Annotated in this window: 16 protein-coding genes; 12 read left to right on the forward strand and 4 right to left on the reverse strand. The window is 70.3% G+C overall.

All coding sequences use genetic code 11. The features are described 5' to 3' along the window. Positions 1-96 precede the first annotated feature (96 nt). Positions 97-3,096, forward strand: a complete 3,000-nt coding sequence (locus WFH23_RS10090) for a hypothetical protein (protein ID WP_336662425.1) — start codon at positions 97-99, stop codon at positions 3,094-3,096. On the opposite strand, the gene WFH23_RS10095 is transcribed toward WFH23_RS10090, so the two are convergent. Further along, the gene (locus WFH23_RS10095; RefSeq protein WP_336662426.1) at positions 3,093-4,256 is read right to left on the reverse strand and encodes a heparan-alpha-glucosaminide N-acetyltransferase domain-containing protein; all 1,164 of its coding nucleotides are present in this window, start codon (positions 4,254-4,256) and stop codon (positions 3,093-3,095) included. The genes WFH23_RS10090 and WFH23_RS10095 overlap by 4 nt on opposite strands. Before the next feature lie 93 nt (positions 4,257-4,349). On the opposite strand from WFH23_RS10095, the gene WFH23_RS10100 reads away from it, so the two are divergent. The 6 genes from WFH23_RS10100 to WFH23_RS10125 are packed head-to-tail and all read left to right on the forward strand — an operon-like array spanning position 4,350 to position 8,365. After that, a complete protein-coding gene (locus tag WFH23_RS10100) occupies positions 4,350-5,966 on the forward strand; it encodes a sodium-dependent transporter (RefSeq protein ID WP_336662427.1) in 1,617 nt (538 codons plus the stop codon). Next, entirely contained in the window at positions 5,963-6,085 is a 123-nt protein-coding gene (locus WFH23_RS10105; RefSeq protein ID WP_336662428.1) for a methionine/alanine import family NSS transporter small subunit, read from the forward strand. The genes WFH23_RS10100 and WFH23_RS10105 overlap by 4 nt, the downstream gene beginning before the upstream one ends. A gap of 45 nt (positions 6,086-6,130) precedes the next feature. Further along, on the forward strand, positions 6,131-6,499 hold the full coding sequence (locus WFH23_RS10110; protein ID WP_336662429.1) for a hypothetical protein: 369 nt from the start codon (positions 6,131-6,133) through the stop codon (positions 6,497-6,499). Further along, a complete protein-coding gene (locus tag WFH23_RS10115; RefSeq protein ID WP_090151158.1) occupies positions 6,496-6,777 on the forward strand; it encodes a hypothetical protein in 282 nt (93 codons plus the stop codon). Before WFH23_RS10110 ends, WFH23_RS10115 begins: the two co-directional genes overlap by 4 nt. Then, positions 6,774-7,142 carry a hypothetical protein gene (locus WFH23_RS10120; protein ID WP_336662430.1) on the forward strand — a complete coding sequence of 123 codons (369 nt, stop codon included), beginning with the start codon at positions 6,774-6,776 and terminating at the stop codon, positions 7,140-7,142. Before WFH23_RS10115 ends, WFH23_RS10120 begins: the two co-directional genes overlap by 4 nt. Further along, entirely contained in the window at positions 7,136-8,365 is a 1,230-nt protein-coding gene (locus WFH23_RS10125; protein ID WP_336662431.1) for a C2 family cysteine protease, read from the forward strand. The genes WFH23_RS10120 and WFH23_RS10125 overlap by 7 nt, the downstream gene beginning before the upstream one ends. 207 nt (positions 8,366-8,572) lie before the next feature. Here the strand turns inward: WFH23_RS10125 and WFH23_RS10130 are convergent, their stop codons facing one another. Further along, entirely contained in the window at positions 8,573-9,031 is a 459-nt protein-coding gene (locus WFH23_RS10130; protein WP_336662432.1) for a DUF1801 domain-containing protein, read from the reverse strand. 80 nt (positions 9,032-9,111) lie between these two features. Between WFH23_RS10130 and WFH23_RS10135 the strand changes: the two genes are divergently transcribed. Continuing rightward, on the forward strand, positions 9,112-10,410 hold the full coding sequence (locus tag WFH23_RS10135; RefSeq protein WP_336662433.1) for an AI-2E family transporter: 1,299 nt from the start codon (positions 9,112-9,114) through the stop codon (positions 10,408-10,410). Positions 10,411-10,428: 18 nt separating this feature from the next. On the opposite strand, the gene WFH23_RS10140 is transcribed toward WFH23_RS10135, so the two are convergent. Further along, entirely contained in the window at positions 10,429-11,931 is a 1,503-nt protein-coding gene (locus tag WFH23_RS10140; protein WP_336662434.1) for a dihydrolipoyl dehydrogenase family protein, read from the reverse strand. Positions 11,932-12,220: 289 nt separating this feature from the next. On the opposite strand from WFH23_RS10140, the gene WFH23_RS10145 reads away from it, so the two are divergent. From WFH23_RS10145 to WFH23_RS10155, 3 genes are read left to right on the forward strand one after another with little or no spacing between them, the layout of a single operon-like run. Continuing rightward, entirely contained in the window at positions 12,221-12,715 is a 495-nt protein-coding gene (locus WFH23_RS10145) for an FBP domain-containing protein (RefSeq protein WP_200331277.1), read from the forward strand. A gap of 32 nt (positions 12,716-12,747) precedes the next feature. Continuing rightward, positions 12,748-13,722, forward strand: coding sequence for a zinc-binding dehydrogenase (locus WFH23_RS10150; protein ID WP_336662435.1), 975 nt, complete (start codon positions 12,748-12,750; stop codon positions 13,720-13,722). Next, the gene (locus WFH23_RS10155; protein ID WP_336662436.1) at positions 13,709-14,287 is read left to right on the forward strand and encodes a YdeI/OmpD-associated family protein; all 579 of its coding nucleotides are present in this window, start codon (positions 13,709-13,711) and stop codon (positions 14,285-14,287) included. The genes WFH23_RS10150 and WFH23_RS10155 overlap by 14 nt, the downstream gene beginning before the upstream one ends. A 12-nt stretch (positions 14,288-14,299) precedes the next feature. On the opposite strand, the gene WFH23_RS10160 is transcribed toward WFH23_RS10155, so the two are convergent. After that, complete coding sequence (locus WFH23_RS10160; RefSeq protein ID WP_200331283.1) at positions 14,300-15,301, reverse strand: SDR family NAD(P)-dependent oxidoreductase; 1,002 nt, start codon at positions 15,299-15,301, stop codon at positions 14,300-14,302. A gap of 104 nt (positions 15,302-15,405) precedes the next feature. On the opposite strand from WFH23_RS10160, the gene WFH23_RS10165 reads away from it, so the two are divergent. Next, entirely contained in the window at positions 15,406-16,002 is a 597-nt protein-coding gene (locus WFH23_RS10165) for a TetR/AcrR family transcriptional regulator (protein WP_336662437.1), read from the forward strand. Positions 16,003-16,024 lie beyond the last annotated feature (22 nt).

Below are 16,024 nucleotides of genomic sequence, written 5' to 3' on the forward strand. Positions count from 1 at the left end.
CTCACCGACGCCGACGCACGCGGCCCTGCCGCAACCGGCGCCCCTTTGCTAGCGTAAGCCGCGTACGGGGCCCGATTCGAGAACGGCGAGTGAGCGATGACCGAAGACACCGGAACCAACGGCGGCACGGGCGGCACGAGCGCCGACGACGAGGACGACGACGGACTGCCGATCTTCGAGCCGCCGTTCGGCCTCGACGACGTGCCCGGCTTCTGCGAACGGCTCGTCGACCACCTGATCTCGAGCGAGACCGGTGAGGAGTTCACGTTCGAGGGCGTCGAGGGAGAGCAGGCGCAGGGCGTCTGGATCCTGCCGCTCGGCGGCTACGACCCGAAAGAGGACCGGACGCTCACCGAGGGCGCCCCAGCAGACCGCGAGCTGCCGCCGGGCGGTTACGCCGAGGTCGCCGACACGTGGGCGCAGGGTGTGCGCCGGGTGCTGCGCGAGTCGTGGGGCACGCCGCTCGTGCGCACCCCCAAGCTCGTGGGGGTCTCGATGGAGCCTGAGGGCATTCTCGACTACCTCATGGTCGCGGTGCGCATCGAAGAGGCCGAGATGTGGGATCGCGGTGCGCTCTGCTGCGTGCTCCTCACCAGCTGGGACGGCGAGCCGATGACGAGCATGCTCCGCCAGATCCTCGTCGTCATGCCCCGCGAGTACGCCTTCGGCGGCATGGCGGTGCTCGCCGACGATGAGATCACGGTGCACGACCTCCTGATGCACGGCGAGCACCTCACCGAGCTGCGCCGTCGCGCCTGGCTCATGAGCGCGCTCGCCGGCCAGGGAGAGGTGCGCGTGCGCGACACCGCGCTCGAGGCGTCCCGCTTCAGCCTGCGGGCGAGGAACGCCACCACAACGGTGTGGACGTTCACCGATGACGGCCGGGCGCTGGTGCTCATGCAGGATCCCCAGTCCGATTTCGTCTCCAGCGCCGCCGAGCAGCTCATCGCCGATCAGCTCGCGGAGGCGGAGCACGCGGACGAGCCCTCCGAGGAGCAACTGGAGGAGGCGCAGCTGATCCTCATCGCCCGCATGCTCGACGGCGTGCCCGAGGATCTGCGCGAGCTGATCGCCGCCCGCACCGAGAACGGCCGCGGCGAGCCGGCCGAGCACGAGCTCGAATTCCGCATGCTGGGCGACCAGCCGCTGCCGCTCATCTCGGGCGCCGTGTGGTTCGACGGGGAGCACTGGCGGGTGACGCGCAGTCTGCTCGAGATCGGCAGCCTCAACGACTTCGGCATGGACGACTTCGGATTCGCCGAGGCCGTGCGCAAGCCCTACCGCCTCGGCGGATCGTTCACCCTCGAAGACTTCTCGGGGCGCACCAGTGAGGATCGCCGCGCGCAGATCGAGCAGGTCTTCGCGGCGTGCCCGTACCCCGAGCAGCCGCGCCCGTCCGACGCTGAGCGCCTCGGCTACGGGCTGCCGCGCGACACGACCCACGCCGAGATGGTGCTGGAGATCGAGCGGGCGACCGAGAAGTGGTGGGATTTCGACCCGGAGCAGGTCGATGTGCAGGATCGCACGTTCCGCGTCGGCGGCCGCGAGCTGCGCGCCATGGGCGGCCGCGTGCTGCGCTCGGTGATCGCCCTCGCCGAGCCCTGGTCGGTCGACGTGTTGCAGGCCTGGGTCACGGAGCTGAGCGACGCGATGGAGAATCGGTGGGGGCCCGCCTTCGAGATGCAGGCGCGCGAACCGAAGACGAGCATGGAGCGCAAGACGCCGGTGGCGCGGGTGATGCGCGCGGTCGGGCTGATGAACGCGCCGATGTGGTGGGTGAACGGCCACGCAGTGCTGCTGATCGCGGGTGCTCCCGACCCGAGTTACGCCGAGGAGCCGCAGGCGATCATCGTGATCGGCCGAGCCGACGCGGTCATCGACCTGATGCGCGGCACCCGCACGTGGGAGCTGCGCCAGCGCACGCGGGTCATCGGCGCGCTCGCCGCACAGGTGGCGGGCGAAGCCGCACCGCACGAGATCTCGTGGCGCGGGCCGAGCCTCGCGGGATCCGATCTGCGACCGAACGCGGTGCGCGGGCGCATCCGGGCCGACGATCACTACTGGGTGTGGCACTTCGCTCACGACGGGCGCGGTCTGCTCATGTCCTATCCGGTCGATGACACCGCCGCGGCCGTCGCGCGGTCGTCGTTCGAGGATCAGGCCGAGCTCTTCCGCGGCGTTCCGGTCGACCTGCTATCACTCGTGACGGACCGCGACCCCGCCGGCCTGTATCCGGTGGTGACGCGGCCGGGCGGTGCCGATCCGGATCGCCCGCCGATTCCCGGTCTGCTGCGCACCGCGACCTCGCTCCCTGCCGTGCAAGCCGTGTTCTGGCGCGACGAGAGTGATTGGCGCGCGTCGACGGGCATGCTGCAGCAGGTGCGGACGGGCACGGGTAACCCGTTCGCCACGCTGTACTCCGACGCGACCGGCGTGCCGCAGCTGCAGTGGGCGGTCGGAGCGGGTGAGAGTCTCACCCCCGACATCCTCGCCGACGACCGCTACTCGAGCGTGGTATTCGGCAACCGGGTGACGCTCGACGAAGCCGAGGCGGCGTATGCGCAGCTCGGCGACGTGCACCAGGTCGCGCTCACGGGCACGCTGAACCAGTTTCTCGACACGGTGCTCGGCATGCCAGCGCGCCGGTACGTGCTCGACGCCGCGCTCGCGAACCCCGACCCGCGCAACCGCCGCGAGCTCGCGATGCTGCTCCTCGAAGACGTCGACGACATCGACGCCTCGATCCAGCTCTCGCACCTGACGCCGATCAACGTGCTGTTCGAGAACCCGACGCTGGAGGCCGACGATCTGCTCCTGCTCATCCGACTGCTCGAAGCCGGCGCGCAGGCGGGCCCCGGGCTCGGCGGCCCGAGCGTCGCACGGCACCCGCTCGTGCAGCTGGCCGACCGCGACGCGGAGGAAGCCGAGTTCGAGCCGCTCGTGCACACGCTGCTCATGCGGGGCGAGCTCGACCTGCACGCCCCCGCGCTGCCCGACGGGCGCAGCGTGCTCGACTACGTGGAGGCCGGCGTGTTTCCGCACCGGTATTCGCGGGCGGGCCTCCTCGACCAGCTGCGCGAGGCGGCAGCGGCTTAGCGCCGTCTCCACCGCGGCGCCTTGGTGAGCTTGCCGAGCACCCACTCCAGCGGGCCCTGGCCCACGAGCAGCGCCCACGCCGTGCATCCCACCAGCACGCCCGCCGTCATCGGCCAGAACGGGTCCAGCGCGCGGAATCCCTGCGACGGGTCGACGCCGGGGTCGCGCGCGGTCTCGGCCGCGATCCAGATCGCCCAGATGCCGATGTGCACGACGTAGGCGGTGAGCGGCATCGAACCGACTGCCCGCAGGGGCAACGCGATCCAGCGCAGGAGAGTCATGCACACGAGCACGGCGGCGCAGGTGATCGCGAGGGCGAATCCGCCAGAGCCGAGGGCCTCGCCGACCCCTGACGAGTGCGGTGCGTCGCTCAACGCGGCGACCCACCACTCGGTCGGGCCGACGCCGACCGCGGCGAGACCGGCGGGGCCGACCACGCCGTATCCGACGACGGCGAGCACGATGCCCACCGCGAGCAGCGGCCACGCGAACTTCCACGAGCGCATCAGCAGCGCCCCGGTCGCCATGCCGCAGAGCATGAACGCCAGCCACAGCGGAAGCGGGTAGTTCCAGGCGATGAGGCGGAGCGACTCCTCGACTGACACCGGATCATCGCTGCGGGCGACCATCGAGTTGATCCACCACACGACGAACGGAGCACCGACGGCGAGCACCGCCGCGAGGGCGAACAGATGCCGTGCGGGGAGCGAGGTGAAGGGGATCGCCAGCACGAAGAGCGCGCCGTACGCGGGAAGGATGACGTACACGGGCACATCGAGATCGTCGAGCCAGATCCCGAGCAGCCAGAGCAGGATGCCGCGCAGCAGCAACTGCGTGCGGAGCCCCCAGAGCGGCCTCGACCGATCGACCGACTCGGCCGCGCCCACCCGACGACGCCGAGACGCCGCCGAGATGATGCCGAGCGACACCCCAGCGAGCATCGCGAAGAGCACAGCGGACCGGCCCTCGACGAGCCCCGACCAGGTGCCGGGATCTCCCCACTCCAACGGTGTGATCACGGCGAGGTGCGCGGCGAAGACCCCGATCACGGCCAACCCGCGCGCGAGATCCACTCCGGCGAGGCGGTGCGGGGGCTCCAGCCGGGAGATCTGCGTGCGGAGGCGCGAAGCGAGAGTAGTGATGCCGTTATTCTCGCTCACGGCCAGAAGCGAGAACAAGCGACGCGGTATTCTCGCTTCCCACCCAGCGGAGCGGTGATCGCGAGGGGCCGTCCGGCCTGCTACCGTATCTGCGTGACTGAATCGGTGAAGACCAGTGCGCCCGAACGCGAGACGTGGGGGCGGCGCAGCGCCTTCATCATCGCGGCCATCAGCTCGGCCGTCGGGCTCGGCAACATCTGGCGATTCCCCGGTGTCGCCTACGAGAACGGCGGCGGGGCGTTCCTGATCCCGTATCTCGTCGCCTTCTTGACCGCCGGTCTGCCGATCCTCTTCCTGGACTACGCGATCGGCCACAAGTACCGCGCGGCGCCGCCGCTCGCCTTCAAACGGCTCAATCGCAAGGCAGAGCCGCTCGGCTGGTGGCAGGTGGGCGTGTCCTTCCTGATCCTCACCTACTACGCGGTGATCATCGCCTGGGCGCTCGGCTTCGTCTGGTTCAGCTTCGGCCGCCAGTGGGGCGACGACGCGGTCGGCTTCTTCACCGGCGAGTACCTGCAGCTCGCAGAGGCGCCCGGCGTGACCTTCGACTTCGTGCCCGCCGTGCTCATCACACTGCTCATCGTGTGGATCGCCGCGATCATCGTGATGTCACTGGGGCTCCGCCGCGGTCTCGATCGCGCGAACCGCATCACGCTGCCGCTGCTCGTCATCGTCTTCGTGATCATCGTCGTCTACGCGATGACGCTGCCCGGCGCCTGGGACGGCATCAACCAGTTCTTCGAACCCGACTTCGCCGCCCTCGCGAATCCCGCGGTGTGGCTCGCCGCCTACGGCCACATCTTCTTCTCATTCTCGATCGCCTTCGGCATCATGCTCACGTACTCCTCGTACATGAAGCGGCGCAGCGACCTCGCCGGCTCCGGCCTCGTCGTCGCCTTCGCGAACTGCGCGTTCGAGATCCTCGCGGGCATCGGCGTGTTCGCGGCACTCGGGTTCCTGGCCTACTCGCAGAACGTGCAGATCGACGACCTCGAAGGGCTGAGCGGTGTTGCGCTCGCCTTCATGACGTTCCCGACACTCCTCAGCGAGATGCCGGCGGGCGCCTTCATGGGGGTGCTGTTCTTCGGATCGCTCGTGCTCGCCGGGTTCTCGTCGCTGCTGTCGATCTACCAGGTGGTCACCGGGTCGCTGCAGGACAAGACCGGCTGGTCGACCCGCCGCGTCGCGGTCACCGTCGGCCTCGCGGCAGGCATCCCCTCCGTGCTGCTGTTCGGCACGTCGTCCGGGCTCAACGTCCTCGATGTGCTCGACGCGTTCGTCAACAACATCGGCGTCACCGGCTCGGCCGTCGCGACGCTCGTGCTCGTCGCGTGGGTGTTCCGCGCCGTACCGAGCCTGCGCTCGCACCTCAACGCCCTGTCGTCGCTGAAGCTCGGCCGGGTGTGGACGATCGCCGTGACGGCGGTGACCCCCGTGATTCTCGCGGTCATCCTGGTGCGCGGCGTCGCCGAGTACCTCACCGAGGGCTACGGCGGGTTCCCCACCTGGTTCATCACGACGATCGGGTGGGGCGCGATCGCCCTGCTCGCGATCTTCTCGTTCGCGATGAGCTACCGCAGGTACCGCCGCTCCGATGCCGATACGTTCGTTCCCGATGAACCCGAGCAACTGCACACGGAGATGAACGATCTCATCACGGTCGCCAAGGAAGCCTCAGCCACTCGCCGAAACTCAGGGGGAACACGATGACCACCAGCGCACTCGTCATGATGGTGCTCTCCATCGGCATTCTGTGGGGCGGGCTCGCCTGGGCGATCCTGCGCCTGCGCAAGCACCCCGACGTGAGCGGGGTCGACGACGAGGCGTGACGGTCGCCGTATGATGTCACGCAGGGAACTCGGGGGAGGGCAAGCGTGACGATCGCGATCGATGCCGACGACGTGGCGACCATTCGCAAGCATCTGCGAACCGCTGCAGAAGACGTCGGTGAGGCTGTTCCGCAGCTGCCGGGCGCGGCGGCGTTCGGGCCGCAGGTGCTCGGCAGCGCCGTCGCATCGTTCGAAGCGGCGATGCGTCGCGAGGCCGACCGACTCGCCGAGCGGTGGGCGGCGCTCGACACGGGGGTGCGCGACACCCTCGACGATATGAGCGCGGTCGAAGACGAGCTCGTCGCCGGAATCGGGCGATACGGTGCGGTCTTCGGTGCGGCCGCGGGTGCTGCAGGGAGTGACATGGTCGGTGCCGGCGCCGACGCGCCCCTCACTGATGGGATGCTCCGGTGACCGGGGCTCCCGAGCTGCTGCGGCAGGGCGCGCAACGGCGCGGTACGAGCTGCTCGATCGGCTTCATCGCGACGAAGCTGCGGCCGTCCGACGCTGGCGGGGGAATCGCGGCACGCCTCGGCATCTCGAGCCGGGAGGGCCGCACCACGGTCGAGCTCGGCCCCGGCGAGTCGGCGGCTCTGCCGGGCGGTGGGTCGGTGCACGTCGTCGACATCTTCGTCAGCCCGGATGGCACGCAGACCGCCGCAGCGATCGAGGTCGCGGAGCCGGACGCATGAGCCGCGGGCGCAGGATCACCGTGATCGTCGGCGGGGTGGCCGTCGCAGGGGCGGTCGTGGCCGTCGGGTGGCTCGGCTTCGCCGGGATCGAGCGCACGGTGGTCGCGGGCACGCAGTCTCGGATCTGCGGGACGATGGTCGGCGTCTCATCCGTCGAGCCCGGTCGCTCGGTGCGCGTGCTCGGCCCCTCGGACGCGACGTTGGCCGTCGGGGATCGGGCGCGCGTGCATGCGCTCTGCGTCGTCGAGGTCGTCGGAATCGAGGGCCAGCATGCCGAGGGTGCGGATGTCGACCGTGCGGATGCCGAGGGTGCGGATGCCGAGGGTGCAGCAGAGCGCGTGCGACTGAGGTGGCGGCTGTGGTGAGCTCGTTCGGCGATCCGGCGGCCGTCGAGGCCGCCGCTGCTGCGCTGCACACCGGGGCGCAGGCCGCAGAGCGCGCCCGGAACGAGGCCGCGCGTGCGCGGCCGGACACCTGGACCGGTGCCGCTGCAGACGCATACACCGCCGCTGCCTCGGAGACGCTGCCCGAAAGCCTGCGCATCGCGGACGCGCTCGAAGGGGCGGCCGGCACGCTGCGCCGGTACGCGGCCGTCCAGCGGGAGGCGCAGTCGCAGTACGACGAGGCCCAGGGCGATGTGGATCGCGCGGCCCGGGCGCTGCGCAGCAACCCGCTCGACATTCCGGCAGCGCTCTCCGTTGCGCGCGCGGAGCTCGCCGCGTTCGGCGCGCTCGGGCAGGTGCAGCAGGCGGCGTCGACGGCGGCCGATGAACTGCGCGCCGCGATCGGCGAGGAGGGCGACGGCCGACCCTGGTGGGATCCGTTCGGGTGGTTCAACGATCCAGAGGATCCCGACGAGCGCGTCTCGGACAACATCCTCGACGACGACGCATTCGACCCCGATGACGTCGCGCAGGGCAGCATCGGCGACTGCTTCATGCTCAGCTCGATCGTGTCGCTGCTGGACAGCGACGAGGGCGACGAGTTCATTCGCGACAACGTGCGCTGGGACCCCGAGAAGGAGGGGTACTGGGTGACGCTCTACTCGAACGGGGAGCCGCAGGAGGTCTTCGTCGAGCACGTCTTCGACAACGGGGCGAAACAGAGCGACTGGGACTGGTGGATCTTCGGCGGCGACAAGCCCTCGATCGCGGCGCTGTACGAGGCGGCGATCCGTCAGGAGTACGGGTACGACTTCATCGACGGCGGAGTGCCGGCCGAGGCCATGGAGATCATCACCGGTCACCCCGTCGACGTGATCGAGAACAGCAACTACGCCGGACTCGACGAAGGCCAGGTCGACGAGCTGCGCGAGGTGCTCGATGACGGCGGGCAGGTCGTCATCTCCTCGCCCAGAAACGGCGACCACCAGATCACGGTCACCGACCCCGACGGCAACTCCCGCGAGGTCGACGTCGTGACCTCGCACTCCTACGTCATCACCCGCATCGACCCCGACGGAAGCGTGTGGATGCGCAACCCGTGGGGGCCTGGCAACAGCGCCGACGGTGGCGGAGAATTTCGCGTCAGCCCAGAAGACGTCGAAGATCTCTTCTGGCGCGCAACGATGACGAACGTCACCGAGTAGACGCGAGACGTCGCCGAGAGACGGCAGTGCCCCCGGAACCAGAACGGTTCCGGGGGCACTGCCGTCGGAGCGGCCCTCCGGGGAGGGGCGCGCCGCTAGCCGATGGTGCGTCGGCGCCGCAGCGCCAGCGTCAGTCCGCCCACGAGGCCGGCGGCCAGCAGCAGCATCGCTGGTGCGGGGGAGCGCGGAGCACCGGGCGAGCAGCGGCTATGAGCCCGTGGACACCCGTCGCACCACGTCAGCGAGCGCTTGCCAGGCGGTCTCGGTGGGGGCGATGAGCGCCCACGAGGTCGGCCAGAATCCGCTCGCCTCGTCGAGTTCGGCGTGCGGGCTCACCCCGAACGTCGAGTAGCGCAGCTTGTCCATCTGGCCGCTGCGGAAGAACACGATCACCTTGCCGTCGCGCGCGTAGCCGGGCTGACCGTAGTAGAGCTTCGGAGCCAGACCGGGGGCTTCCTCGGCCACGATCCGGTGCACGCGCTCGGCCATCCGCCGATCCTCATCGGGCATCGCCTCGATCTTGGCTGCGACCTCCGCCGCCTCCGCTGCCGCCTTCTCCGCGTTCTTGGCGCGTTTCGCCTCCGCCTTCAGCTCCGCGGCTCGTGCGCGCATCGAGGCTCGCTCTTCGCGGGAGAATCCATCGCCGTCGTTCTGCTGCTGCGCCATCGTCGCTCCTCCGAACCACCGCACCCGTACGCGCGTCGTTGCGGCCAACGGTAGCGCGACACGCGGCGACGCACAACGGGATGAGCTTGACCCGGACCCTGCCGAGTGATCCACTGGCAGCAGGCGGCGCTGAGCTCTGCGCCGCGACGAGGGGGAACGACATGCTGCGGTGGTGGACTGCGAAAGACGGCGCAGACAAGGTCGGCGCAGATGAGCTGCCGACCACGGCGGCCTCCAGCCCGGGGTACATCCCGTGGGGCAACGGCGCGCGTATCAATCCGTTCACCTTCGGTCTGCTCGGAGCGCTGGGGGTGCTCGTCGCGCTGCTCATCGGCGCGATCATCGGGCAACTCGGCACAGTGCTCGTCTACGTCGGCGTCGCCCTCTTCCTCTCCCTCGGTCTCGACCCCATCGTGTCGCGCATCGAGCGTCGGCTGCCGAGAGGCGCGGCGGTCGCGGTCGTCGTCGGCGGAGTGCTCCTGGCCTGCGCTGGCATACTGCTCGCGATCGTGCCGGTGCTCGTGAAGCAGATCGGCAACCTGGTCGAGAACGCCCCGCAGATGGTCGGCGACGTCATCCACTCCGACTGGTACGCGTGGCTCACCGATCAGCTCGGCACGAACTTCGACAATGCCATCTCGGGCGCGCTCGACTTCCTGCAGGATCCCACGAACCTCGGCGAGATCGGCGGCGGCATCGTTGCGGTCGGAGCCGGCATCGCGGGCGGCGTGACCGGGGTCATCATCGTGCTGATCCTGACCCTCTACTTCATGGCATCGATGCGGGCGATGAAGCGGCTCGTCGTGCGATTCGTGCCCGCCTACCACCGACCCCGCTTCCGGGAGCTGCTCGAAGACGTCTCGGGTGCGGTCGGACGCTATGTGATCGGGCAGGTGAGCCTCGCGCTCTGCAACGGTGTGCTCAGCCTCATCTTCCTGAGCATCATCGATGCACCGCTCCCGGCGCTGCTGGCGCTGATCGCGTTCGTCGGATCGCTGATCCCGCTGGTGGGCACGCTCTCCGCATCGATCATCATCACCGCGGTCTGCTTGGTGAACTCGCCGACGACCGCCCTCATCGCGGGTATCTACTATCTCGTCTACATGCAGATCGAGGCATACGTGCTGAGCCCGCGCATCATGAGCCGGGCGGTCGCCGTACCCGGATCCCTCGTCGTGATCGCAGCCGTCGGCGGCGGTGCACTCGGCGGCATTCTCGGCGCGCTCGTCGCGATCCCCGTCGCGGCGAGCGTCATCATCATCGTGCAGAAGGTCGTCTTCCCCGCGCAAGACATGAAGCGACTCCCGCCGGGGGAGCGAGCGGTGAGCGAGCCCGAGGCCGAAGCGCAGGCCGAGGCGCTACCGACCACCGGCGCGTGACCCTGGCGCAGGATCGCCCTACTGCTCGACCTGCTCGTTCGAACGCCCGTACGTCTCGAGCAGCCGCAGCCAGATCTCGCTGATCGTCGGATACGACGGCACCGCGTGCCAGAGCCGTTCGAGCGGAACCTCGCCGACGATGGCCACCGTGGCCGAGTGGAGGAGCTCGTGCACGTCGGGGCCGACGAAGGTCGCGCCGACGAGCACCCCGCGATCCTCGTCGACGACCATGCGCGCCGTGCCGCGGTACCCGTCGGCGTGCAGGCTCGCACCGGCGACGCTGCCGATCTCGAAGTCGACGACCCGCGTCAAGACGCCCTGCTTCTCCGCTTCGGCCGCGGTCAATCCGACCGAGGCGACGGGCGGATCGGTGAATGTGACCTGGGGCACCGCGGCGTGGTCGGCGGTCGCGACGTGGCGCCCCCAGCGCTCATCGTGCAGCGCAGTGCCGTTCGCGCGGGCGGCGATCGCGTCGCCGGCCGCACGCGCCTGGTACTTGCCCTGGTGCGTGAGGAGCGCGCGGTGATTGACATCGCCCACGGCGTAGAGCCAGTCGCCGGCGAGGGGTGCGCCGTCGGCGCCGAGCACGAGCAAGGTGTCGTCGGTTTCGAGCCAGCGACCGGGCTCGAGTCCGATCCGCTCCACGCCGAGGTCGGAGGTGCGGGGCACCCGGCCGGTTGCGACGAGGATCTCGTCGGCTTCGACCACATCGCCTTCGTCGGTCGTGACGCGCACCACGCCGTCGTCGCCGCGCTCAACCGACGCGGGCGAGGTGCGGAGGCGGAGGTCGACGCCGAGCTCGCGCAGCGCCGCACCGACCAGTTCGCCGGCGAACGGCTCCTGGCCCGAGAGCAGCTCGCTCCGCACGAGAGCGGTCACGTGCGAACCGAGCGACGCGAACGCGGTGGCGAGCTCGGCCGCGATCACGCCCCCGCCGATGATGGCGAGTCGCGAGGGGATCTGCTCTGCGCTGGTCGCTTCGCGGTTCGTCCAGGGGCTCGATTCGGCGAGTCCCGGAATGTCGGGAAGGAGCGCCGCCGAGCCGGTCGCGACGACGACGGCATGCCGGGCGCTGAGCACGCGCTCGCTCGCCGCATCGGTCGCCGCGTCGCTCGTCGCCGCGCTCTCCGTCACGCTCTCCGCAGACCGCACGGTGACCTCTCGCTCGCCCGAGATCACTCCGTGACCGCGCACGAGGTCGATGCCGGCACTCGCCACCCACTCGACCTGGCCCGAATCGTCCCACCCGTTCGTGAAGGCATCGCGACGGCGCAGCACCGCAGCTGCGTCGACCGACCCGGTGACCGCCTGCTTCGCGCCTTCCAGTCGGCCGGCGGCGCGCACGGCTTCACTCGAACGCAGCAGGGCCTTCGACGGCATGCACGCCCAGTAGGAGCACTCGCCGCCGACGAGCTCGGCCTCGATCAGCGCGACCGTGAGACCGCCCTGCACGGCCCGGTCTGCCACGTTCTCGCCGACGGGGCCGGCACCGATCACAATGACGTCGTATTCACTGGGCATGGTGCTCCTTCTCGATCGCGGCGGTGCTGACCGCATGCTACCGTGGTCGGGTGAACGGTACGAAGCAGACGGCCCTCGGGCGTCAGGAGGTCGGCGGCGGAGCATCCGCCCTCGACAGCTGATCGATCGCTCGGCGATGCGAGCCGCAGGTGCGGCCCCGCCGAGACGCGCTTCCGCGCCCGATCCGGGTGCGCTCCCCATCACACACCGGCCTCTTCCGACGCCGTCGCTCGCCGCGCACCTCTGCCGGGGCCGCACCTCGGAACGCCCCGTACGAACAGGTTCTCCCATGCTCCCGCTCACCGCGGCATCCATCCGCTCCAGCTTCGTCAACGCCTCACGGAAAGAGGTCTCCGTCGCCGGGCTCCCCGAAGACCTCGAGGCCCGCGACTGGGATGCGCTCGACTACTTCGGCTGGCATGATCCGAAATTCGCCAAGCGCGCCTATGTCGTGCTGCCCGCGCCCGACGGCACTCCGACCGGCATCCTGCTGAGGCAGGCCGACGCATCGCCGCAGCGCCGGCAGATCTGCGAGTGGTGCCGCGACGCCCGGCTGATCAACGAGGTCGTGTTCTTCTCCGCGCGCCGCGTCGGCGAATCGGGCCGTCGGGGCAACACCGTCGGCACACTCGTCTGCCGGAACTTCCAGTGCTCCTGGGTCGTGCGCACCGACCCGCCCGTGCCGTACGACGGATTCGACATGGCGGCCGATCGGGAGCGGCGCATCGAGCGCCTGCAGCAGCGGGTCGCCGGGTTCGCCGACATGCTGGTCACCGGACGCTAGCGGTGGCGCGCGGCCGGGTCTAGCGTTGAGGCATGCGCGCCATCGTCATCACAGCAGATCACCGGCTCGAACTCGCCGACGTGCCCGAACCGGCAGCAGGCGACGGCGAGATCCTCATCGACGTCGTCGCCGCGGGGGTGAATCGCGCCGACGTCGCCCAGGCGGCCGGCCAGTACCCGCCCCCGCCCGGAGCCTCCGAACTGCCGGGGCTCGAAGTGTCCGGGCGCCGCCGCGACACGGGAGAGGCCGTCGTCGCGCTGCTCGCGGGCGGGGGATACGCGGAGGTCGTCGCCGTGCCAGAAGCGCAGGTGCTGCCGGCGCCGCCGGCGCTCTCGCTCGCGGAGGCCGGCGGCATCATCGAGGTGGCGGCGACCGTGGTGTCGAACCTCGTGATCGAGGGCGGATTGCGGGCGGAGCCCGCTGGCGGCGACGGGGGAGCGGCCCCCGAGCCCCAGACCGTGCTGATCCACGGCGGCACGGGCGGCATCGGCACCTTCGCGATCCAGTTCGCGAGCGCCCTCGGAGCACGCGTGCTGACGACGGTCGGATCGGACGCGGCCGTCGACGAGGTGCGACGACTCGGAGCGAGCGAAGCGTGGAACCGGCACACGACCGACGTGGTGGCAGCGGTTCGCGAGGCGGGCGGAGCGGACATCATCCTCGACGTGATCGGCGGCCCTGCCTTGAACGACAACGTCGCCATGCTGCGCGAGTTCGGGCGGCTCGTCATCATCGGCACGATGGGAGGCGCGACCGGCGAGCTGAACGTCGGAACCCTGCTGGGCAAGCGCGCCCGAGTCATCGGCACCACCGTCCGCTCGCGCGAGCCGCACGACAAGCAGCGGATCCTCGAGCGGACGGCAGAGCTCGTCTGGCCGCTGCTCGAGAACGGCGAAGTCACGCTGCCCGTGCACGCCCGCGTGCCGCTCGCGGACGCCGCACGGGCGCATGAGGTGCTCCGCGCGGGCGGCCATCTCGGCAAGGTGATTCTCGATGTCGGAGAGTGACGCTGCTGCCGAGCCGCTCATCTTCGCGGACGCGGCGGCGTGGCGCGCCTGGCTCGAAGTCCACGAAGACGCGCACGACGGCGGATGGGTGGTGCTCGCCAAGAAAGGCACCACCGCGCCGACGTCGCTGAGCTACCAGGAGGCGCTCGAAGTGGCGCTCTGCAGCGGGTGGATCGACGGCCAGAAACAGTCGCGCGACGCCGCGACGTTTCAGCAGCGCTTCACTCCGCGGCGAGCCCGCTCGATGTGGTCGAAGCGGAACGTCGACATCATCGCCCGGCTCGACAGCGAGGGGCTGCTGCGCCCGCGCGGGCGGGCGGAAGTGGCGCGGGCGCAGGCCGACGGGCGCTGGGAGCGCGCCTACGCCGGGTCCGCGAGCATGGTCGAACCCGAGGAGCTCACGAGCGCGCTCGCCGCCGAGCCGGCCGCGCGGGCCGCCTTCGACGCGCTGAGCCGGAGCGCGCGCTACAGCGCCCTCCACCCGATCGTCACCGCCGTGCGGGCGGAGACGCGGGTGAAACGCGTCGCCGCGCTCGTCGAGCAGCTGCGGCAGGCTTCTGGCTGACCCGGCTCGTGCCTACTGCACCGACCAGCCCCCATCCGATGCGAGGATCGCGCCGTTGATGTTCACCGCGTCGTCGGAGAGCAGGAACGTGATCGATGCGGCGAGGTGCTCGGCCGTGGCGATGGTGGGAATGGTCTGCTGGAACGGGGCCAGTCGAGCGGAGCCCTCCTCCGACATGTTCGGCGGCATCGGGATGCCCGTGGCGACACCGCCGGGGGCGACTGCGTTCACGCGGATGCCCTTCGGCCCGTACATGAACGCCGCCGATTTCGTGACGCCCACGATGCCGTGCTTGCTCGCCGTGTAGGCGTTGCCCGAAGCGTTTCCACGCAGCGCGGCCTCGCTCGCCACGTTCAGGATCGCGCCGTGCCCGGCAGCCTCCATCGCCGGCAGTACCGCGCGAATCAGCTTGAACGGCGCCGTGAGATTGATCGCGATCACCCGATCCCAGACCGCGTCGGGCGTCTCGCCCGCCGGCGAGAAGTCGTCGTTGATGCCGGCGACATTCGCGAGCCCGTCGATCCGTTGGCCCGCCGCTGCGATCACGCGGTCGATCGCGTCCTGCTGCGTGAGGTCGCCAGCGACAGCGACGATGTCGGCTGCGGGCAGTTCCGCGACGAGTGCGTCGAGCTTCTCGGCCGCGATGTCGCAGGCGATGATGCGGCCGCCCTCCCGTGCGATGCGCGAAGCCGTCGCCTTGCCGATGCCCGACGCTGCGCCGGTCACGATGACCGTCTTGCCGTCGAATCTGCCGGGGGTGACGCGCTCGCTCCACCCGGTCGCCGCGGGCGCATCGGGCATCTCCCCGCCGTTCGCCGCGCGCACCAGGTCGTCGACGACCGACTGCGGCATCGCGCCCTGGCTGAGGACGACGAGCTGCTGGAGGGGGAGCCCGAGCACGGGGGCCAGCGAGTCGGGGTCTGCCCCGGACTGCGCGAGGAGCCCGCGCACGAGCTCGCCTCCCGTCGGATCTGCGAGCCAATCGCCGATGCTGGACTGAGCGGTGAGTGCCATGATGTCTCCTTCGGTGGGAGCGGGCGCGAGGGGAGCCGCGCGAAGCATGTTTCGCAACGGTGCGTCCACTAATGAAACACGTTACACCCGGGTAGCCTGATTGCGTGCCGAGACCTCGTAGTGAATCCGCCCGCCAGGCGGTGCTCGCCGCGATGCGTCGGGCGGTCGCCGGTGCGGGGTACGAGGCGCTCACCATCGAGCAGCTCGCAGCCGACGCGGAGGTCTCGAAGCAGACGATCTATCGCTGGTGGCCGACGAAGGCGGCCATTCTGGGTGAGGCGCTCGTAGCAGGGGTACTGCCGGCATCCCTCCCGCGACCGACTGCAGCAGGCGACGACGCCCCCGACCTCGCGAACGATCTGCTCGCCTGGCTCACGGCCTCCTCGCGACAGCTCCAGCAAACCGAGGGCCTCGGAGTGGCTCGCGCGCTGATCGCCGTCACCGCCTCAGACCCGGCCGTCGGGGCGGCGCTCAATGAGCGCCTCGCGGCTCCGATCCGCGACTGGGTGCAGCAGCTCATCGAGCGCGCCGCCGCGCACGGCGCGCTGCGAGAGGGCGTCGACGCGATCCTGCTCGCCGATCATCTCATCGCGATCACCGCGTATGCGGCGCTCACCGGCACGGTGCACAGCGAACAGCGCCTGCGCGGCATCGTCGACCAAGTCATGCACGGAATCGTCGCGACGCCGCCCGTCCGCTAAGCCGGCGCCGACTTCGGGGCTC

The organism is Leucobacter sp. USHLN154 (assembly GCF_037145595.1).
GTDB classification, from domain to species: domain Bacteria; phylum Actinomycetota; class Actinomycetes; order Actinomycetales; family Microbacteriaceae; genus Leucobacter; species Leucobacter alluvii.